The organism is Rouxiella aceris (assembly GCF_012933545.1).
Taxonomy (GTDB): Bacteria; Pseudomonadota; Gammaproteobacteria; order Enterobacterales; family Enterobacteriaceae; genus Rouxiella; species Rouxiella aceris.
Genome location: NZ_JAADJU010000003.1, coordinates 376535 through 396794 on the forward strand (window position 1 = coordinate 376535; position 20260 = coordinate 396794).

General features: G+C 51.2%; 16 protein-coding genes. 9 read left to right on the forward strand and 7 right to left on the reverse strand.

The annotated features are described in order from the left end of the window. Window positions 1–35 precede the first annotated feature (35 nt). Entirely contained in the window at window positions 36–311 is a 276-nt protein-coding gene (locus GW590_RS07700) for a YeaC family protein (RefSeq protein WP_169402427.1), read from the forward strand. Between the two features lie 1335 nt (window positions 312–1646). Here the strand turns inward: GW590_RS07700 and GW590_RS07705 are convergent. From GW590_RS07705 to GW590_RS07715, 3 genes are all read right to left on the reverse strand, one after another. Then, on the reverse strand, window positions 1647–3062 hold the full coding sequence (locus GW590_RS07705) for an MFS transporter (RefSeq protein WP_169402428.1): 1416 nt from the start codon (window positions 3060–3062) through the stop codon (window positions 1647–1649). 181 nt (window positions 3063–3243) lie between these two features. Next, on the reverse strand, window positions 3244–4368 hold the full coding sequence (locus tag GW590_RS07710) for a lactonase family protein (protein ID WP_169402429.1): 1125 nt from the start codon (window positions 4366–4368) through the stop codon (window positions 3244–3246). A 125-nt stretch (window positions 4369–4493) separates the two neighbouring features. Continuing rightward, window positions 4494–4928 carry a DoxX family protein gene (locus GW590_RS07715; protein WP_169402430.1) on the reverse strand — a complete coding sequence of 145 codons (435 nt, stop codon included), beginning with the start codon at window positions 4926–4928 and terminating at the stop codon, window positions 4494–4496. Between the two features lie 364 nt (window positions 4929–5292). Here GW590_RS07715 and GW590_RS07720 point away from each other — a divergent pair, with 364 nt between their 5' ends. The 5 genes from GW590_RS07720 to GW590_RS07740 all read left to right on the forward strand — a co-directional run bounded on the left by GW590_RS07720 (window position 5293) and on the right by GW590_RS07740 (window position 12272). Further along, window positions 5293–6348, forward strand: a complete 1056-nt coding sequence (locus tag GW590_RS07720) for an NAD(P)-dependent alcohol dehydrogenase (RefSeq protein ID WP_169402431.1) — start codon at window positions 5293–5295, stop codon at window positions 6346–6348. Window positions 6349–7026: 678 nt separating this feature from the next. Next, window positions 7027–7476 carry a helix-turn-helix domain-containing protein gene (locus GW590_RS07725; RefSeq protein ID WP_328803054.1) on the forward strand — a complete coding sequence of 150 codons (450 nt, stop codon included), beginning with the start codon at window positions 7027–7029 and terminating at the stop codon, window positions 7474–7476. A 25-nt stretch (window positions 7477–7501) separates the two neighbouring features. Then, the gene (locus tag GW590_RS07730) at window positions 7502–10624 is read left to right on the forward strand and encodes an efflux RND transporter permease subunit (RefSeq protein WP_169402432.1); all 3123 of its coding nucleotides are present in this window, start codon (window positions 7502–7504) and stop codon (window positions 10622–10624) included. A 325-nt stretch (window positions 10625–10949) separates the two neighbouring features. After that, window positions 10950–11690 carry a PDZ domain-containing protein gene (locus GW590_RS07735; protein ID WP_169402433.1) on the forward strand — a complete coding sequence of 247 codons (741 nt, stop codon included), beginning with the start codon at window positions 10950–10952 and terminating at the stop codon, window positions 11688–11690. 219 nt (window positions 11691–11909) lie between these two features. Further along, the gene (locus GW590_RS07740; RefSeq protein ID WP_169402434.1) at window positions 11910–12272 is read left to right on the forward strand and encodes a cyclophilin-like fold protein; all 363 of its coding nucleotides are present in this window, start codon (window positions 11910–11912) and stop codon (window positions 12270–12272) included. Between the two features lie 64 nt (window positions 12273–12336). Here GW590_RS07740 and map read toward each other — a convergent pair whose 3' ends face one another. From map to sppA, 4 genes are all read right to left on the reverse strand, one after another. After that, entirely contained in the window at window positions 12337–13122 is a 786-nt protein-coding gene (gene map, locus GW590_RS07745) for a type I methionyl aminopeptidase (RefSeq protein WP_169402435.1), read from the reverse strand. A gap of 91 nt (window positions 13123–13213) precedes the next feature. After that, entirely contained in the window at window positions 13214–13861 is a 648-nt protein-coding gene (gene pncA, locus GW590_RS07750; RefSeq protein WP_169402436.1) for a bifunctional nicotinamidase/pyrazinamidase, read from the reverse strand. Between the two features lie 9 nt (window positions 13862–13870). After that, the gene (gene ansA / locus GW590_RS07755; RefSeq protein WP_169402437.1) at window positions 13871–14881 is read right to left on the reverse strand and encodes an asparaginase; all 1011 of its coding nucleotides are present in this window, start codon (window positions 14879–14881) and stop codon (window positions 13871–13873) included. Window positions 14882–15221: 340 nt separating this feature from the next. Further along, the gene (gene sppA, locus GW590_RS07760) at window positions 15222–17078 is read right to left on the reverse strand and encodes a signal peptide peptidase SppA (RefSeq protein ID WP_169402438.1); all 1857 of its coding nucleotides are present in this window, start codon (window positions 17076–17078) and stop codon (window positions 15222–15224) included. A 166-nt stretch (window positions 17079–17244) separates the two neighbouring features. On the opposite strand from sppA, the gene GW590_RS07765 reads away from it, so the two are divergent. From GW590_RS07765 to GW590_RS07775, 3 genes are all read left to right on the forward strand, one after another. After that, on the forward strand, window positions 17245–17796 hold the full coding sequence (locus tag GW590_RS07765) for an NAD(P)H nitroreductase (protein WP_169402439.1): 552 nt from the start codon (window positions 17245–17247) through the stop codon (window positions 17794–17796). 240 nt (window positions 17797–18036) lie between these two features. Further along, window positions 18037–19971, forward strand: a complete 1935-nt coding sequence (locus GW590_RS07770; RefSeq protein ID WP_169402440.1) for a DNA topoisomerase III — start codon at window positions 18037–18039, stop codon at window positions 19969–19971. Beyond that, window positions 19964–20257, forward strand: a complete 294-nt coding sequence (locus GW590_RS07775; protein WP_169402441.1) for a DUF1496 domain-containing protein — start codon at window positions 19964–19966, stop codon at window positions 20255–20257. The genes GW590_RS07770 and GW590_RS07775 overlap by 8 nt, the downstream gene beginning before the upstream one ends. Window positions 20258–20260 lie beyond the last annotated feature (3 nt).

Here is a 20260-nt window from a genome sequence, read left to right on the forward strand (position 1 = left end):
TTTTATGAATAATTTGCTAAAGCGGGGAGTTTGAAATGGAAATCCGAGAACTTGTCGATGTGATGACGCCAGCTATTTACCAGCGTCTTGCCCTGGCGGTGGAGTTAGGCAAATGGCCGGACGGTGTTCGACTGACCGATCAGCAAAAGGAGCACAGTCTGCAAGTGGTGATGCTCTATCAGGCGCGTCACAATGTTGATGCCCAGCATATGACGGTGGGGACCGATGGTCAGATCGTCACCAAGAGCAAGCAAGAGCTGAAGCAGCAATTTGGGGCTAACGAGCAGATCTCCATTAAAAGGTTGACTTAAATGGCAATTTTCTTTTTTTAAAGTCAAGGTCAAGGTCAAGGTCAAGGTCAAGGTCAAGGTCAAGGTCAAGGTCAAGGTCAAGGTCAACTGCATTCGCTGCGCTCACTGGGCGGCGGCCCAGACCGCCTCTATCACTTAAGTGGCAATTTTTACTTAAAAGTCAATTGGCTATGTAGTAAGGGTTTCGGTTTTATAATAGCGGTGGCAACTTAACCCGCGGTGCCGAACCGACAAGGGGACTCGCAGTCGCTCGAGTCCCCTTGACCCCTGAGCTTTTTGGTGTTGTTGATGTGTGTATTGCCCTCGGTTGTAGTTTGTTCCAGTGACTTCCGTGTGTGGCCTAAACCACGCCGCTTCGCGGTCCCTTCACTCGGTCGCGAGCCAAAAGCGTCTCGCTCCACGTCGTTCAGCGTAGGTTTTGAATCGGCCAGGAAACATTTACTGAAAAACCGGCAACATTAAAGGTCAACGGCGAAAGACAAAAAGACAAAAAGACAAAAAGACAAAAAGGCAAAACAGTAGTTTCTGAAACTGTATGGTGTACATAGCTAGTTGGCACATTCAGAGACGGCGCCGCGCGAAGCGGAGGGAGACGTTTTTGGCTCCCGACCGAGCAAGGGGACTGCGCAGCAGCGCGGCTCGTGCCACGCTCGGATTGACTGAAACATAGCCGGTAATAGGCAGCAGACAAATAGACAACACCAAAAGGCCCAGGATTGTTAAGGAGCGGGCCAGCGCTCCTTAACTCGGTTCGGCAAAGCGGGTTAAGTTGCCACCGCAATGATAAAACCGAAACAACTCCTCATAGCCCATTGACTTTAAAATCAAAAATTGCCATTTAAGCCCAACCCGAAACAACTCCTCATAGCCAATTGCCTTTTAAGCCAAGAAATTGCCATTTAAGCCCAAACCAAAACAGCTCCCCATAGCCAATTGACTTTTAAGCCAACAAATTGCCATTTAAGCCAAACCGGTACGACGTACATAGCTAGTTGGCACATTCAGAGACGGCGCCGCGCGAAGCGGAGGGAGACGTTTTTGGCTCCCGACCGAGCAAGGGGACTGCGCAGCAGCGCGGCTCGTGCCACGCTCGGATTGACTGAAACATAGCCGGTAATAGGCAGCAGACAAATAGACAACACCAAAAGGCCCAGGATTGTTAAGGAGCGGGCCAGCGCTCCTTAACTCGGTTCGGCACAGCGGGTCAAGTGGCCACTGCAATGATAAAACCGAAACAACTCCTCGGAGTTAATTGACTTTAAAGCAAAATTGCCATTTAAGCCCAACCAGAAACGCCCCCCATACCCCATTGACTTTAAAAAAGAAAATTGACTTTTAAGCCCTCTTCCCCGAGACACTTTCCCCGGCATTGGCCGCTAGCCGCCAGATATCGATCAGTCCAACTAAAGTAATGACCGCCATAAAGATAAATGACAGTTTAAAACCAATCCCCGGTATCGACTGCCAGGCCATCCAGTGGGCAATTTGATCTCCCAACCGCGTGCCCAAAGCGCCTATCGTGACCCCCAGCCCGACAGCAAGCTGTAACGCGGTGCTGAACAGGGTGTTGGCATCAGCCATATGGGGGGCAGGCACGTCGGAAAATGCCAGCGTGCTGATACCGGTAAACTGCATTGAACGGCTTAACCCGCCAAGAAATAGCAGTAATAATACCAGCCATGCCGGTGTCGTCGGCGTCAGCAGGGCACAGCATAGCAACGACAGTACGCTCAGCGCACCGTTGACCACCAGCACCGGACGGAACCCAAAGTGACGGATCAAAGGCGTAGTTGCCGGTTTCATTGCCAGATTACCGGCAAATACCGCCAGCACCAGCAAACCGGCATGAAACGGGTCCATGCCAAAGCCTACTTGCAGTAGCAAAGGCAACAAAAAGGGTACCGCGCTGATGGTAATACGAAACAGCGAACCGCCGCCCATGGCAATGCGGAAAGTGGGGATGCGCAGCGAATCAGGACGAAACATCGGATGTTCGCTGCGGCGAATATGTCGGATCATCAACTGGCCGGCTATAATCCCGACGATTAATAAAAGTGACGCTGTCACCCAATCTATACTCTGCTGGCTAAGGGCGCTCAATCCGCTGACCAGACAGAGCATTGCTATTCCGGAGAGGATAAAGCCCTTGCGGTCAAAAGCCTGCGCGGCAGCAGCTCTGGCCTGAGGGAAAAGGCGCCAGGCCAGTATCATCGCCACCAGGCCCAAGGGGATATTGATCAGAAAGATCCAGTGCCATGAGGCATATTGTGTAATAAAGCCCCCCAGCGGTGGGCCAAGGATCGGCGCGACCAGCGCTGGCCAGGTCAGGGTGGCAATGGCGGTGATTAACTGGGCTTTAGGGGTGGTTTTCAGCACTGTCAAACGGCCAACTGGCACCATCATGGCACCGCCCACGCCCTGAAAGATGCGCATAATCACAAATTGCAGCACGTTGGTGGTCAAGGCACAGGCCAGCGAGGAGAGGGTGAAAATCGCCAGCGCCAGAGTAAAGACATTACGTGCACCGTAGCGTTCCGCGGTCCAACCGGTGGCCGGGATCAGCACCGCCAACGTCAGCATATAAGCACTCATGCCGATATTAAGGTCGAGGGGAGTGACGCCAAAGCTGGCTGCCATCTGCGGCAGCGCGGTGGCAATCACCGTCCCGTCAATAAACTCCATAAAAAATGCGGCTGCCACCAGCAAAGCTATCGCCGAGATACCCGAAGACCGCTGTTGATCCTGACCCATTAGCGCCTGCCCTGATAAAGATGAATAAATAGGTATAATAGTTTGGGAAGTTATCATACATCTTTGAGGGTAAGGCAAAGCCTGCGTCGGTAGAAAAAATCTGAATTAAGCACAAATAGTCAATTAAAACAGTCCTGGTTGGTCTGTTCGGGAGCTATGGCTCGGGTGAGCTATTTTGCTGTCACCGTTCAACAATGGTTACCCAGGCAGGGCCATTTTCCGTCGGATAACGGTCGAGCAGCGTGAGTGCGCCACTCTCCTTATCTATGTGGTACAACGCCAGCTGATTTGATTGCTGCCCGGCAAGGATCAGAAAGCTGCCGCTGTCATCAATGACAAAGCTACGCGGCATCGCTTCGGTTTTTATGCTCTGCAGATAGCGTAACTGGCCGTCTTCGGCATCAACCGCAAAAGAGGACAGGGTACCGCTGGTTCGCTCCGTGGAATAAAGAAATCGACCGTCAGGGGTTAAATGTATATCCGCCTGCCAGATCCGCGGCTTGGCCGACGGGGGCAGGTCATTGTCCCCACTTAGCGGGCGTGCTTCGCCACGTTGCATATCCTCTTGCTGCGGCACCGAATTGATCTCTTGCTGTTCATTCGCCGTGCCATCAGCCTCGAGGGTTAGTCGACTGATGCTGCCGGCCATTTCGGCCAAAACGTAGAGATTATATTTCCCTCGTTTATCTGGCTGCGGGGCAATAACAAAATGGCGCGGACCGGCAGCGACCTCTTTCTGGATATTGACGGCAGCAGGGACGAGGGGGGTGACTTTGCCACTGGCGGCATCAAAGTGGAATTGCAGCAGTTGATCGCTGCCGAGTAAAGTCACATAGAGATGGCGATTGTCGGGACTCACCTGAATGGCATGGGCGCGTTTGCCGGTATGCACAATCTGCACAGGGGGAGTCACCACCTGACCCTCGGGATCAATGCGGTTAATACTAAACAGATCGCCACCGTAAGAAGCTGCGAGGAGAAAGTTCCCACTGCGATCGAGGGAAAGAAAGGCCATGTTTTCGGCCAAAGGGGACTGACCAATTTGTTGCAGAGCACCATCCTGGTCAATGCGGAAAACCAGTACCCGATAGGGTTGGCTGCGTACCGCGACATACAGTCGTCGTTTATCTGCAGAAATTACCGAAGACATTACTCGGGATGCGGCGGCGAAGCTGCCTAGCGGCTCAAGCCGTTGCGTGCTTCGGTTTAGCTCATAAGCTCCGAGGGTGCCGCTATCAGCGTTGGAAACATAGACAAAACAGCGTTCTTTACCAGCACGTCGCCTGGCGGATGCACTTAAAAGCATTGTCTTCTCCCGATCGCCTTAAGGTTAATCCTTTTGATAGTAAATCATGCAGATAAACAGGAGCAATCAATCCTGCTCGCTCACCGTGTAGAGCAATTTAGGCAGAGCGAGCAGTAAAGGGTCAGTTAACGCCAGGCGTCATTTTTAGCAAGCGAATAACGTCCTGCGCCCTGAAACAGCAACACCAAAGACATTAGCGTATAGAAAGCCATGCTTTCGATTGCCCAGGCACCGACCGCATCAACGTGGAAGGTATTGCCGATACCCGCCAACAGCCAGGCAACCAGCATGGTGCCTATTACCATCAATGCCGACAGTCGACAGAGTACACCCAATATAATCAGGATCGGGGCCACCACTTCGCCGACATAAACGCCGTAGCCGATAAAAGCCGGCATACCGTGAGCTGCCAGCATTCCCTGAATTGGGCCAATGCCCGACATCATCTTGTGCCAACCATGGAACAGTAACAGGCCACCCAACGACAGGCGCAGCAGTAAGCGGGAAAAATCGGGTTTGTTAAGACAGTTATTAATAGACGACAGGCAACTGGCAGACATGATGTTCAACCTCGCTAAGAGTGAGAAGACAAATCATAACGCCTTGCGTTCGTGTCCAAAGGGTAATATGCGGTCCTCTTGCTTTAAGTCAATAAAAACATAGCAAACGAATAAACGACGTCTATAGTTAACTCTGCCATCACTCCACTTCCCTCTTAAAAGCATCGCTCAGATGGCTGTCAGGCAGCATATTTATCCTTCTGACTGATTAATGAATAAAATTCATAACGCTATGTCGCTTGCGATGACTAATACGCACGTCGTTTGTCTGCTAAGTTAATCTGCTGCAAAACAGAGCGCCCCTGATGCTGTCACTTTTAATCGTCCGGAACAGCCGGCACGATAAAATAGTTCGGAGAAAAATATGACGATGAACGTACGTGGTTACGCAGCCCTGGCTGTAAAAGCGGATTTGGTTCCCCATAATTTTGTGCGTCGCGACCCGCGCGCCAATGATGTAGTCATCGAAATTTTATACAGCGGTGTTTGTCACTCAGATATCCATAATGCCTATAACGATTGGGGTGGTGCCAATTTCCCAATGGTGCCAGGGCATGAAATTATCGGTCGTGTCAGCCAGGTTGGTGGTGATGTCACGCGTTTTAAAGTGGGAGATCATGTTGGTGTTGGCTGTATGGTGGACTCCTGTCAACATTGCTCACCGTGCGAGCAGGGCCTTGAGCAGTACTGTGTCGAAGGCTCTACGCTGACTTATAACGATGTCGATCGCCATGACAAAATGCCAACTTTCGGTGGTTACTCAGAAACCATCGTGGTCTCAGACAAGTTTGTAGTTAAAGTGCCAGATGGCCTGGATCTGAAAAGTTCTGCGCCATTGCTCTGTGCCGGTATTACCACCTGGTCACCGCTGCGCCACTGGAAAGTAGGCAAAGGTTCCAAAGTGGCCGTTGTTGGCCTTGGTGGTCTCGGTCATATGGCATTAAAATTGGCCAAGGCATTGGGTGCCGAAGTGACGCTGTTTAGCCGCTCGCCGGGCAAAGAACAGGATGCTCGTCGTCTGGGTGCCGACCATATTGTATTGTCGACCCAGGACGATCAAATGGCGGCGGCAAAGGATCAGTTTGACCTGATTATTGATACCGTCCCTTACGTCCATGACCTGAAACCTTATGTATCGACGCTGGCATTGAATGGTACGCTGGTGCTGGTCGGTTACCTGGGCGATCTGGATCCGGTGCTCAGCTCGGTACCTTTGGTGTTGGGCCGCCGCTCCGTTGCGGGTTCAGTGATAGGCGGTATTGCCGAAACCCAGGAAATGCTCGATTTCTGTGGTGAACACGGTATTACAGCCGACGTTGAGATGATCAATATTCAGGATATTAACGATGCCTGGAAACGTATGCTGAAAAGTGACGTAAAATATCGTTTCGTTATCGATATTGCTTCACTGAAAGCCTGATAGTTTACGGTAGACAGGGGGCCTTTCGCCCCCTGTTTTGTTTAGCCTGAGCAGATAAACAATGACAGCTTTATGCCGATGGGCAGATAGCCTGATATTTTTAGGTCTTCAGTAACAGGTTTTATTCTTACCGCAGGCTGGATGATTTTCACCGCAGTTCCTCGATGACAAAGTCAAATAACCAACCGACACCAGTAGCCCACCACTTTCTTGAAGATTATTTAGTCGCAGTGAACTGTTGGCGGGATCCCTTATGAATTGATCCCAGGCCGCTAATCTGTGAAATAGCCGGTATTAAATAATTTTATATATTCTTAAAAGTCATCAATTGATCGCTTTTTTTGTCAAGGTATTTACATAAGTCTGGCCTGAAGTAAGATTTGGCCAAAAAATCAGATCACCAGTAAGGTTATTGATGATCTCTATTCATAAGCCCGTGCAAGTTTTTCTGGCTAATCAGCGGGAAGATAACTTGTTATTATTTATTTACCGGACCTTATATTTTAATTTTTCGCTCGTCATCGTACTAAATAATCATAGCGTAAAAATGAAACTGCCTGATACCCATCATTACACTTTTCGAGTGACTCAACTTCAGAACGATAACTGAAGCGGTAAGCAATTTCTTCGATTAACTCTGGCCATTGATACCCTCAGCCCCTATTTATAAAGGAGATTATGATGGAAAGGCACGTGATGCTCATCAATTCACTTATTAAGTGGATAGACGGTAATCTTGATAAACCTTTAAAAATAAAAAGCGTTGCAGATAAAGCTGGCTATTCACAATGGCATATCCAGCGGATTTTTTATCAAGTAACAAATAAAAATATCGCTCATTATATACGCGATAGAAAGCTTGAGCTGGCGGCATATGATTTGCTCGAAAGTCATGAAACAGTATTTCAGATAGGGTTGAAATATGGTTATGACTCGCAGCAATCGTTTACTCGTACTTTCGTGCGCAAATATCTTATTCCGCCGGCGACATTTCGTAAAATGAATCGACCCCCTGCCAGGTCACTCCAGAGTAGGCATTGTTTACCCACCACTCGATTAGCAGGACCAACCGTTAATTCTTCAACCTTTAGCCGTGATATTGAGTCTTTGGCTGCGGTCAAAATCTAATAATTCAGACAGGAAATGTCGACTTATGTCCAAGTTTTTTATTAATCGCCCAATTTTTGCCTGGGTTTTGGCGATTATCGTTATGCTGACGGGTGTTATTGCCATTATCCGTCTACCCGTCGAGCAATATCCCGATGTGGCACCGACGGCGATTCAGATCCGCGTTACCTACCCGGGGGCCGATGCTACCACCTTACAGAATACGGTTACCCAGGTGATCGAGCAAAATATGAACGGCCTTGATGGCTTGATGTATATGTCGTCAAGCAGCGATTCTTCTGGAACATTACAACTCTCGCTGTCGTTTAAAAGCGGTACCAATGCTGATATTGCCCAGGTCCAGGTGCAAAACAAACTGCAACTGGCTATGCCGCTATTGCCGCAGGAAGTGCAGCAGCAGGGGATCACCGTGCAAAAATCCTCCAGTACCTTTTTTCTGGTCGCCGGTTTTGTTGACGAAAATGGCCGCATGTCGCAGGAAGATATCTCTGACTTTGTCGGCTCGACGATCAAGGATCCCCTGGGCCGTATTGACGGGGTAGGCAATAGCACGCTGTTTGGTTCGCAATACGCTATGCGTGTGTGGCTAGACCCAAATAAATTAAATAATTATCAACTGACGCCGGTGGATATCACTAGCACTATCGAAACGCAAAATGCGCAGATTGCAGCAGGTCAATTGGGTGGTGCACCCCCGGTTAAAGGTCAGCAACTGAATGCATCGATCATTGCCCAGACACGGTTGACCTCTCCCGAAGAGTTCGGGAATATTTTGCTCAAAGTGAATGCGGATGGCTCTCAGGTCAGGTTACATGATGTGGCACGTATTGAACGGGGTGGCGAGAACTATCAGTTTGTGGTGAAAATCAATGGCAAACCGGCATCAGCGTTGGGGATCCAACTGGCTACCGGGGCTAATGCGCTGGATACCGCCAAGGCCATTCGCGCCAAACTGGCGGAACTTAAACCTTATTTCCCGGCTGGTTTGCAGGTGGTCTATCCCTATGACACCACGCCGTTTATCAAGATCTCGATAAACGAAGTGGTAAAAACGCTGTTTGAGGCGATTTTACTGGTGTTTCTGGTGATGTATCTTTTTCTGCAAAACCTCCGAGCTACCTTGATCCCGACGATTACTGTACCGGTAGTGTTGTTAGGAACTTTTGCTGTGCTCAGTAGTTTTGGCTATTCCATCAATACACTGACTATGTTTGGTATGGTGTTGGCCATTGGCTTATTGGTCGATGATGCCATCGTGGTGGTGGAGAACGTGGAACGCGTGATGGCAGAGGAGGGCTTATCGCCGAAAGCGGCCACCTACAAATCCATGGAGCAAATCCAGGGCGCATTAATCGGTATTGCTTTAGTGCTGTCGGCGGTATTTGTCCCCATGGCTTTTTTTGGCGGTAGTACCGGGGTGATCTACCGCCAGTTTTCCATCACTATCGTGTCGGCGATGGTGCTCTCGGTGTTGGTGGCACTTATTTTAACCCCGGCGCTCTGTGCCACCCTGCTAAAGAAGATCCCGCAAGGCACACACAATAAAGGCAGCGGCTTTTTTGGCGTATTCAACCGCAAGTTTGAGCAAAGTGCCGATCGCTATGGTCATGCCGTCGAGCGTATGTTGCGCAGCACCGGCCGTTATATTGTTATTTATATCGTGATTGTGGCCGGGATGGCGCTGTTGTTTGCCCGTTTGCCCACCTCGTTTTTACCGAATGAAGATCAGGGTGTGCTGGCAACCCAGGCCATTCTGCCAGCGGGGGCTACGCAGGAGCGAACGCAACACGTCCTTGACCAGATTAATGATTATTATTTAAACCAGGAACAACATAATGTCGAAAATGTTCTGACGGTCAATGGTTTTGGATTTGCCGGTCGCGGGCAGAATATGGGCATTGCCTTTATTGGTCTAAAAGATTGGGATCAGCGCACAGGTGCAGTGAACAAAGTGGATGCTATCGTCGGTCGCGCAAATCAGGCTTTCGCACATATTCTTGATGCACAAGTCGTTGCCTTTAATCTTCCGCCCATTATCTCGTTGGGGAATGCGACCGGTTTTGACTTTGAACTTATTGATCAGGGCAATCTGGGCCATGAGAAACTAATGCAGGCGCGTAATCAACTGCTGGATCTGGTGCGACAGCATGCCGACACTCTGATGGCGGTGAGACCCAATGGTATGGATGACAGCCCGCAGTACAAGATAATTATTGATCAGGAAAAAGCCAAGGCGCTCGGCCTGGCGCTTGCTGATATCAATACTACCCTCAGCGCTGCCTGGGGCGGCAGTTATGTTAATGATTTTGTAGATAACGGACGGGTCAAAAAAGTCTACGTCATGAGTGATGCGCCTTATCGCATGATGCCGGGTGATATGGATCATTGGTTTGTCCGCGCCAGTAACGGCAAAATGGTGCCTTTCTCCAGTTTTTCTTCGGCACAATGGGTCTATGGTTCGCCCCGCCTGGAGCGTTTTAACGGCTTGTCTTCACTGGAAATATTAGGACAACCGGTACCCGGAAAAAGCTCCGGCGAAGCAATGGCCTTAATGCAGCAGCTTACGGCACAACTGCCTGCGGGAATAGGGTATGACTGGACCGGCATGTCCTACCAGGAGCGTCTTTCTGGCCAGCAGGCTCCGGCGCTATATGCCATTTCCCTGTTGGTAGTTTTTCTTTGCCTGGCTGCCTTGTATGAGAGTTGGTCCATTCCTTTTTCGGTAATGCTGGTGGTACCTCTTGGGGTGTTGGGTGCGCTGGCTGCTACCACGCTGCGTGGGTTAAGCAATGATGTCTACTTTGTTGTCGGACTGCTGACCACCATTGGTATATCGGCGAAAAATGCCATCTTGATTGTCGAGTTTGCCAAAGATCAGATTGAGTTGGAGGGCAAAAACCTGATCGAGGCAACGCTGAATGCTGCACGCATGCGATTACGACCTATTTTGATGACATCGCTGGCCTTTATTCTTGGTGTATTACCGCTGGCAACCAGTACGGGGGCAGGCTCTGGTGCACAAAATGCCGTTGGCACCGGGGTGATTGGCGGGATGTTGGCGGCCACCCTATTGGCGGTCTACTTTGTGCCGGTCTTTTTTGTTGTGGTGCGCCGTCGCTTCCCGGGCAGGAAAAGTGAGGAAGAGTAATAGTCCGCTGAGGTCTGGCCATTAAGTTAGCGCGTATAACAACCGATCAGTCGTCCTGCGACAGGTCGGTTTTTTACTTGACGCAGTTATTACCTAAAGAACCAGACAAAAAATTCCTTACAGTATGCATTTTGTTGATAAGCGGTTGACGTTACTGACGACGGTTTGCCACACCCGATGAAAGATGTATGCTTTCGATCAAATAACCCTGTCTATTTATCTTGCTGCTGAAATTATAATTTACTTAACTAATCCCGACTGCTAACGTGAACAGGTAATGTTAACTACTGAAAAGTAGTTAAACTAATTCAATTTTGTTTATGGTTTGTTTAATTATTTACTCTATAGCTCAGCTGCCTGGGAAACAATAGCCACTATGCGCTACTTAATTATCCTGCTTTCTTTTTTGCTGACCGCCTGTTCTACGGGATCCTTTTCTTACCATCAACCTCCTGCGGCCACGGCAGAACGTATAGCCTACTTGCGTGCAGGTCCTGCGCCGCTTAACCCCGTGGTGGTACACACTGCGCTCAATACAGCACAACAGGTAAATCTTGCCTTTTTAAAACAAGGTTATAGATCCTTTGGCGCTTCTGTTTATCACTCCGAGTATCTCGATCTCAGCAAAGCCACAATAGCGGCTGAACAGGCCAGTCGCGAGCAAGGGCAAAAGGTCAGCGCTGATTTAGTGGTAATGTTCCCTGTCAAGAGCATTAACATTGTGAATACAGGTCGTTGTTGTTCACAATCTGGCGTCATATTTCAGGCCCTCTATTTTATTAAAATACGCGTTCCTTTAGGGGTAATACAACGTGAACTTAATGATGCCGACAGAAAGCTGATTAACTCAAATCATGGGGTGACCACCGTTGCCACCATAATAAACTCCCCGGCCTTTAATGCTGATATTATTCCTGGTGATATTATTACCGCCATTGATAATGTTCCTGTTAGTGGCAGCGAGAGTTTTGGGCATTATATTGACACCCACCGCAATACCAGAGTAACAATAACGCTGGTGCGCAAAGGGGAGACCCTAAACAAAAGCGTGCAACTGGGCAACTAGATTGCTGCCGGGAGCAGGGTGATACTGCTCCCCGTTTGCCTTAATTAATGAATACCATTCATAGACGTATGCTTATTCCCCCCTCTAATCATCTTATTCCAGGTCTGTTACCTTAGCTTGTCAGCGGAAATAAGCACAATGTCGTTGATATGACCTTTACCCCCTCGCAGACCCGACAGTTTAGATAGTTAAGCTGTTTTACTAACCAGGCATTTCACTATGACTCCGATAAACCTGACGACAGGTGATTCCTTTTTACGGGCAGAGATCAATGATCGAGAACTCAGTCGCGAGTTTCTGGCTCTGATGCCCATGACCTTGACCCTCAGACGCTGGGATAACAAAGAGTATTTCAGCGTGATTGAGCCGGTTTTAACCGAGAAGCTGCCGGTAACCGCGCGGTTGCGGAATCAACCGTTAACCTTAATTATCCAGAAAGGGGTGATTAATCTGTTACTGAACGAGACCAATAACGCGGTGCAGTCTGATTTGGTCCCCATTGGTGATATATTGCCATTCGAGGATACCGCTAGTTTGTCTAATAGCGAATCGCCATGGCAGGTAAGGTTTTCGCTGGCATAAGGGCGAAAAGGACGCTGGCCCCCCGGGGCTGCTGTGCGCAGTAAAGGGGCCAGTTTAAGGCGGATTAGATAGCAGCGTAGTCGCCGGTACCTTCCGGCCATGGCGTTAATAAATCAAAGCCACTTTCGGTGACAGCCACAGTATGTTCCCATTGCGCCGACAGTGAACGGTCTTTGGTTACCACCGTCCAGCCATCTGCCAGCACGCTGGTTGCCGCTTTGCCGGCATTGATCATCGGTTCGATGGTGAAGATCATCCCCGGTTTGAGCACCATTCCTTCGCCTTTGTTACCGTAATGCAGCACCTGTGGATCGGTGTGGTATTCCTGACCGACGCCATGTCCGCAGTATTCTCTGACTACCGAAAAACCGTTGCTTTCGGCAACCTGCTGAATGGCGGCACCGATATCGCCAAGGGTCGCCCCAGGACGTACGGCGTGGATCCCCGCCACCATTGACTGATAGGTGACCTCCACCAGACGTTTGGCGCGGATGCTTGGTTCACCAATAAAATACATACGGCTGGTATCGCCATACCAACCGTCTTTAATAATGGCGACGTCAATGTTGACGATATCGCCATCTTTCAGTTTCTTATCCGCCGGGATACCGTGGCAGACCACATGGTTTACCGAGGTACACAGGGTTTTGCTGTAACCGTGATAACCAATATTGGCCGGGATCACCTTGAGTTCGTCAACGATATAGTCATGGCACAGTTGATCAATTTCTTGCGTCGTGACACCGGCTTTGACATAAGGCTTGATAAATTCAAGCACCTTGGCCGCGTCCATTCCTGCGGCGCGAGCCATTTCAATTTCCTGAGGTGTACTGATCTTAACCTTGCTCATTTTTAATCAACTTCTTTAGGTAAATAGGACCGGAGTGTTGCAACTTTGCGACAACGCTGCCCGGTCGGGGGAGGAGAGCGAATGCCAGGCGCTACATCGCCGGTTGCAGGGTGGCCAGCCACTCAGAAAGTGTCTGCACTTTGGCTCCGGCCTGCTGCATGGTGGCAATGGCCTGTTTGCTATCGTCCGGCTGCAAATTAACACCGCGACAGCCGTCGCTTAGCAGGGTGACCTGATAACCCAGTTCCAGCGCATCGAGCACGCTAAATTTTACGCAATAATCGGTGGCCAGCCCCATCACAATTAGCCGGCCGATTTGCGCCTGTTGCAGCCAGGCATGCAGTCCGGTTGCCGCGCGTTTGCCATTATCGAAAAAAGCGCTATAGCTGTCGATCGCCGGGTTCTGTCCTTTATGGACAATATAGTCTAATGCCGCACGATTCAGGTCGGGATGAAAATCTGCACCGGGTTGTTGTTGCACACAATGCACCGGCCACCACACCTGCGGCAAGCCTTCAAGCTCTCCCTGCGTCCAGGGTTCGGCTGCCGAATTGACGGCAAAACTGCGGTGATCGGCCGGGTGCCAGTCCTGGGAGGCGACCACCGGGATAGTGGCCTGACGGCAGGCGGCAATCGCCAGATTGGCCACGCTGATGGTGTTATCCCCTTCGGCCACCGCCAGCGCACCACCCCGACAAAAATCATTTTGCAGATCGATAAGCAACAGCGCAGATTTCATACTCGCTCCTTAAACGGTGAGTTCACCACGCAAGTCTTGCTGCATTAACTCGCGGATTTCAACAGCAGAAAATGGCTGGCTCAGCAGGTAATGCAGTTTGGTCAATGCCGCTTCTACGGTCATATCAAAACCGCTGATCACCCCGGCATGCGCCAGGGCATTACCGGTGGCGTAGCCGCCCATATTAACCTTGCCGGAAATGCATTGCGTCAGATTGATCACCACAATGCCGCGTTCTGAGGCCTGCTGCAATTCATTGAGCAAATCGCCTTTTTGCGGCGCATTGCCAACGCCATATGAACGCAAAATCAACGCTTTTACCGGCTGTTGCAGGAAGTTGCGCACCACTTCGGCGGAAATTCCCGGATAAATGGTCACCACGCCGATCGGCTGCGGCGTTATATGATGCACGCGCAGGGCACCGGATGGCGCGGGGATCGACGGAGTGCCAAGGCGACGGATATGGATCCCGGCCTCGAGCAGCGGTGCCAGGTTAGGGGACGCAAAGGCATCAAAGCCATCGGCGTGAGCTTTGGTGCTGCGGTTACCACGATACAAACGGTTATTAAAAAACAGGGTAACTTCATTGACCGGATGATTGGCCGCAATATACAAGGCATTCAGCAGGTTGATTTGACCGTCGGAACGCAAGGCTTCGAGAGGAATTTGTGACCCTGTCACGATAACCGGTTTGCCGAGGTTTTCCAGCATAAATGACAACGCCGAGGCGGTGAACGCCATGGTATCGGTACCGTGCAAAATCACAAAACCATCATACTGATCGTAATGCGCCTGAATATCGTCGGCGATATGTTGCCAGTCTTCCGGCGTCATATCCGATGAATCCATCAGCGGCGAATATTCCTGAATATGAAAGTCGGGCATTTCCGGGCGATGAAATTCTGGCATTAATGCCAGCTGACGCTGTAAATGGCCGGAGACAGGAATATAGCCCTGTTCGGAACGCTGCATGCCGATGGTACCGCCGGTGTAGGCAACGTAGATCGATTTTTTAGTCATTTGCACAATTCTATGTTAATCGGCCAGACAGGCCTGGTGCAGGGATTATAAGGGCAGAGCGGACAGAATAAAACGGCATGACGGTCTTTTCCGGTCAAAGCTCGCTGTATCACTGGATGCGCTAGTGGCCGTTGGGCAAAAAAATGGCCCCGTTATACGGGGCCATCGAGTTTGATAACAAAGTCGTCTTGATGATCGAGATACCCGGGCATAGCACACTTAGGGGCGCTCCGGCGGGCAAGCCCGCTACGACCCCAACGGTGCACTCTCCCTAATAACGGACTTTGTCAGCAGTCTGTGGCCCCGTTATACGGGGCCATCAGGCAGGGTTCAGGCAGCGTTATTTGACCTCACCACAGGTCAGACAGATGGCATAACGATTTTGCGGATCGTTGAGGTTATTGAACAGGTCAGCCTGTGAGCGCAACTTCGAAGCGACATCGGCCACCGGAGCGGGCAGGTAGGCCTGCGCCACTGCCGGTAACATGGCATGGACCGACGCGTTCATCTGCGAGAACAGCATATCGGTCAGGCTCGGCTGATCAACGAACCAGTTTAACTGCCATTTTGGCAGTTTTGCCAGCTCGGCCGCTTTTTTCACCGCGTCGTCAAAATCGCCCAACTGATCGACCAGACCGTTGTTTTTGGCATCGCTGCCAATCCAGACATGACCCTGCGCAATCTGGTCAATCTGTTCCGGCGTTTTATTGCGCGATGTTGCTACCAGGCCCAGGAAGGTGCGATAGCCGTTCTCGATATTCATCTGCATCATCTGCGAGAATTCGGTGGGCAGTGCCTTGGTCACGGCAATATCCGCCAGCGGTGACGTCGCCACCCCGTCGGTATGCACGCCAAATTGCCCCAGCGTATCCTGATAGGTGTTAATCACCCCAAAAATGCCAATGGAGCCAGTGAGGGTGCTTGGACTGGCAATAATGTAATTGGCCGGCGTGGAGATCCAGTAGCCGCCAGAAGCGGCCATGCCGCCCATGGAAACCACGATTGGTTTACCTGCTGCCTTGGTTGCCGCCAGCTCGGCACGGATCACCTCGGAAGCGCTGACGCTGCCCCCCGGACTGTTAACTCGTAAGACAATGGCTTTGACTTTCGGGTCCAGACGCGCATCGCGGATCTGATCGGCAGCGGTATCGCCACCCACGTCACCCGGTTGTCCTTCGCCGTCGACAATGGCACCGTTGGCAAAAATCACCGCGATTTGCGCATCGTTATTATCAGGCTTAGGTTTCGGCGTATAGTCGCCAATGCTGATAGAATTAAAGTCTTTCTTCTGTTTGTCCCAGCCGAATACTTTCACCATCTCGTCATCGGCGGCGACGCGTGAAGCCAGCACATCCACCAGCTTGTTTTTCAGCGCATATTGCGCGGTATCGCCACCAGCCTGCTGCAAGCCAGCCAGCATACCTGCGGCTCCCGGGAACAGTTGCTCCGGCGTCAGTTGGCGGTTGGCCGAAACGGTATTGAGATAGTTATTCCATAATGCGCCTACCCAACGACTGTCGGCGTCGCGTGCAGCCGGTGACATATCGTCACGGATCATTGGTTCCACCGCCGACTTATAGGTGCCGACGCGGAAGATATTGGTGGTTACTTTCAGTTTGTCGAGCAGCGACTTGTAGTAAAGGGTATTAGTGGCAAAACCGTGCAGATCCACCGAGCCTTGCGGCGAGAGGTAAATTTTGTTGGCATAGCTGGCCAGATAATACTGTGGCTGATTGAAACTGTCGCCGATGGCATAAATCGGTTTGCCGGCGTCGCGGAATTCCCGCAGCGCTTTGCCGATATACTGTAATGATGCCTGATCGGTACCGGTAAAGTCGTTTAATGACAGCACCAGACCGGTGATGTTTTTATCATCTTTGGCAGCGCGCAGGGTATCGACCAGATCAAACAGCGAGTTCTCCTGCAGGCGATGACTGGAAGAGCCCAACAGCTCGCGTCCCCATTGGCGAACCTTATTGTTCACTGCCGGTTTATCGACCACGGAACCGCTTAAATCCACCAGCAGCGCACCTTTGGCAGGCGTCTCAACGGGTTTGGATTGCACGGCAAAGTAGATGCCGACACCCAGCAAAATAATCAGGATCAGGAACAGGTTAAGAATAAATTCTCTGACAAAATTAAGCAGACGCCAGGTCCACTTAAAAAATCCGGCGATGATTCGCCACAATATGCGCATGTTCTCTCCATTAAGAGCGACTAGTGTTGCTATCCTAATGACCTGTCGGGGAAATGTCAGCTTTAAATCATGTCAGAATTTGGCAGACTTCACCGCGGTCGGATAGCCACAGTATAATAGGGTATGTTAACGTAAAGTGAATACAACGCATTTTCAGGAGAGACTCATGGATGCTCTGGACCTACTTTTAAATCGCCGTTCCGCTTCACGCCTTGCCGCCCCGGCCCCATCCGGGGAGAGCCTGCAAAATATCATTCGCGCCGGTATGCGCGCCCCGGACCACGGCGCCTTGCAACCCTGGCGTTTTGTTATCGTTGAAAACGACGGCCTGATTCGCTTTAGTCATCTGCTAAAGTCAGCGGCAGAACATGATGGCATGGATGAAAAAGCCATTGAGAAGGCCACTCAAGCCCCGCTGCGCGCGCCGCAGATCATCACCATTATTGCCCACTGCAAAGAGAGTGCAAAAGTGCCGCAGTGGGAGCAGGTGGTTTCCGCAGGTTGTGCCGTGCAGGCCATGCAGATGGCGGCTCTGGCGCAGGGATTTAACGGCATCTGGCGCACCGGCGCCTGGACCGATCATCCGGCCGTGCGTCAGGCGTTTGCCTGTGCAGAAACCGACAAAATCGTTGGTTTCCTCTATCTCGGCACACCGCAGCTAAAAGCCAGCACCCAGGTGATCCCGGTCGACAGTGCGGCATTTGTCAGTTATTTCTGAAGGTGATCCCCCCTGCACGCCGTATAAAAAATTAACGTTGTCACTATTCCAAGGCAGCAATCATGCTGCCTTTTTCATCGTTATTTAACTGATTTATCCGATAAATGCGTTTTTCGTCGTTTTTATAAGCGAACATCTCGCAACAACGACAATCCCGACTTATCAATTATGCCTTCAGCGGCTAACATAGTGCTGATAAAGGAGCGATTGGTCGCCCTCCCTGTTTATGAGCCTTGCCTGATGCGATTGTTTATTGCCGAAAAACCCAGCCTTGCCCGAGCTATTGCTGATGTGTTGCCCAAGCCGCATCGGCGTGGCGACGGCTATATTGCCTGTGGAAATCAGGACGTCGTGACCTGGTGTGTCGGCCACCTGCTCGAGCAGGCGCAGCCCGATGCCTATAACAGTCGCTTTGCCCGCTGGGCGCTGGAAGACCTGCCAATTATCCCCGAAAAATGGCAGTTGCAACCGCGACCTTCGGTGGCAAAACAGCTTAAGGTGATCCAAAAACTGCTGCTGGAAGCCAGTGAAGTGGTACACGCCGGTGACCCGGATCGCGAGGGGCAGTTATTGGTAGATGAAGTGCTGGATTATCTTGAGCTGAATGCCGAGAAACGACAGCAAGTGCAACGTTGTCTGGTCAATGACCTTAATCCGCAGGCGGTGGAGCGCGCGGTTACACGCATGCGTGCCAATCGCGATTTTATTCCGCTGTGTGTCTCGGCGCTGGCCCGGGCTCGCGCCGACTGGCTGTACGGTATCAATATGACGCGCGCCTACACGCTGCTGGGGCGCAACGCTGGTTACAATGGCGTGCTGTCGGTGGGACGGGTGCAGACGCCGGTATTGGGTCTGGTGGTGCGCCGCGATGAAGAAATAGAAAACTTTGTGCCGAAAGACTTTTTTGAAGTGAAGGCGCATATTGTTACCCCGGCGGATGAGCGTTTTGTCGCTATCTGGCAACCCAGTGAATCCTGTGAACCCTACCAGGATGAAGAAGGGCGACTGCTGCATCGTCCGCTGGCCGATCATGTGGTGGCACGCATTGGCGGTCAACCGGCGGTGGTCACCGGCTATAACGATAAACGGGAATCAGAAACTCCACCGCTGCCATTTTCGCTGTCGACGCTGCAAATTGAAGGCTCAAAAGCCTTTGGCCTAAGTGCGCAGAAAATTCTCGATATTTGCCAGCGTCTCTATGAAACCCATAAATTGATCACCTATCCGCGCTCCGACAGCCGCTATCTGCCAGAAGAGCATTTTGCCGGTCGTCATTCGGTGCTCAATGCCATTGCTGTGCATCAGCCGACACTGCTGCCGCAGCCAGCGCTGGATACTGATAAACGTAACCGCTGCTGGGATGATAAAAAAGTCGATGCTCACCATGCCATTATCCCCACCGCGCGCAGCAGCAAGGTTAATCTTACCGAAGATGAAAGCCGTATTTATGCCCTGATTGCTCGCCAGTACCTGATGCAGTTTTGCCCGGATGCGGTGTTTCGCAAATGTGTTATCGATCTGGATATTGCCGGGGGCAAGTTTGTGGCCAAGGCGCGTTTTCTGGCCGATGCCGGTTGGCGTACGTTGCTGGGCAGCAAAGAGCGTGACGAAGAGAATGAAGGTACGCCGTTACCGGTGGTGGCCAAAGGCGACGTGCTTCTCTGTGAACGCGGGGAGGTGGTCGAGCGTCAAACCCAGCCGCCGCGGCCCTTTACCGATGCGACGCTGCTGTCGGCGATGACCGGTATCGCCCGTTTTGTGCAGGATAAAGCGCTAAAGAAAATCCTACGCGCCACCGACGGCCTGGGAACCGAAGCGACTCGCGCCGGTATTATCGAATTATTGTTCCGACGTGAGTTTTTATTTAAAAAAGGGCGCTATATTCATTCCAGTGATACCGGCAGAGCCTTAATTCACTCGCTGCCGGATATTGCTGCCCGGCCTGATATGACGGCAGACTGGGAGTCCACGCTGACGCGGATCAGTGAGAAAAACTGCCGCTATCAGGATTTTATGCAGCCGCTGGTCAGCACCTTGCAGGATCTGATTATGCAGGCCAAACAGAACCGTGTTTCTCCGGCATTTCGCAGTTTGCCGTCGAAACCTAAAACCGCCTCGGCGCCTAAACGCCGTCGAGCCCCAGCCAAAACCAGGGAAAGCAAAAGCGATGAATAAATATCTTTCAGGTCTGTTACTGGGGTTGTGCTGCCTGTCTGCCAACGTATTGGCTGAACACAGTGGCAGCAATGTTGATGTGGTGGTGCCATTGCCGCCGCAGGCGTGGGGAGCCGGTACCGGGGATAACAGCAGTGCGCCGCCATGCCATCGCTGCTGTATCTACAATAATAAAAGTTACTCCGAAGGGTCGGTAGTCACGGCGCAGGATATCGTTTTGCAATGCGTGAGGGATAAACAGGTCGTTGGTACCAACGACCTGATCTGGCAGCGGCTGGAAAAATAAGCA

Coding starts and splice junctions, on each gene's coding strand:
- GW590_RS07715 (WP_169402430.1), bottom strand. CDS start 4,928: ATGTCTGCCAGTTGCCTGTCGTCTATTAATAACTGTCTTAACAAACCC.
- ansA (WP_169402437.1), bottom strand. CDS start 14,881: ATGACTAAAAAATCGATCTACGTTGCCTACACCGGCGGTACCATCGGC.
- GW590_RS07720 (WP_169402431.1), top strand. CDS start 5,293: ATGACGATGAACGTACGTGGTTACGCAGCCCTGGCTGTAAAAGCGGAT.
- GW590_RS07765 (WP_169402439.1), top strand. CDS start 17,245: ATGGATGCTCTGGACCTACTTTTAAATCGCCGTTCCGCTTCACGCCTT.
- sppA (WP_169402438.1), bottom strand. CDS start 17,078: ATGCGCATATTGTGGCGAATCATCGCCGGATTTTTTAAGTGGACCTGG.
- pncA (WP_169402436.1), bottom strand. CDS start 13,861: ATGAAATCTGCGCTGTTGCTTATCGATCTGCAAAATGATTTTTGTCGG.
- GW590_RS07730 (WP_169402432.1), top strand. CDS start 7,502: ATGTCCAAGTTTTTTATTAATCGCCCAATTTTTGCCTGGGTTTTGGCG.
- GW590_RS07705 (WP_169402428.1), bottom strand. CDS start 3,062: ATGGGTCAGGATCAACAGCGGTCTTCGGGTATCTCGGCGATAGCTTTG.
- GW590_RS07740 (WP_169402434.1), top strand. CDS start 11,910: ATGACTCCGATAAACCTGACGACAGGTGATTCCTTTTTACGGGCAGAG.
- GW590_RS07710 (WP_169402429.1), bottom strand. CDS start 4,368: ATGCTTTTAAGTGCATCCGCCAGGCGACGTGCTGGTAAAGAACGCTGT.
- GW590_RS07775 (WP_169402441.1), top strand. CDS start 19,964: ATGAATAAATATCTTTCAGGTCTGTTACTGGGGTTGTGCTGCCTGTCT.
- GW590_RS07700 (WP_169402427.1), top strand. CDS start 36: ATGGAAATCCGAGAACTTGTCGATGTGATGACGCCAGCTATTTACCAG.
- GW590_RS07770 (WP_169402440.1), top strand. CDS start 18,037: ATGCGATTGTTTATTGCCGAAAAACCCAGCCTTGCCCGAGCTATTGCT.
- map (WP_169402435.1), bottom strand. CDS start 13,122: ATGAGCAAGGTTAAGATCAGTACACCTCAGGAAATTGAAATGGCTCGC.
- GW590_RS07725 (WP_328803054.1), top strand. CDS start 7,027: ATGATGGAAAGGCACGTGATGCTCATCAATTCACTTATTAAGTGGATA.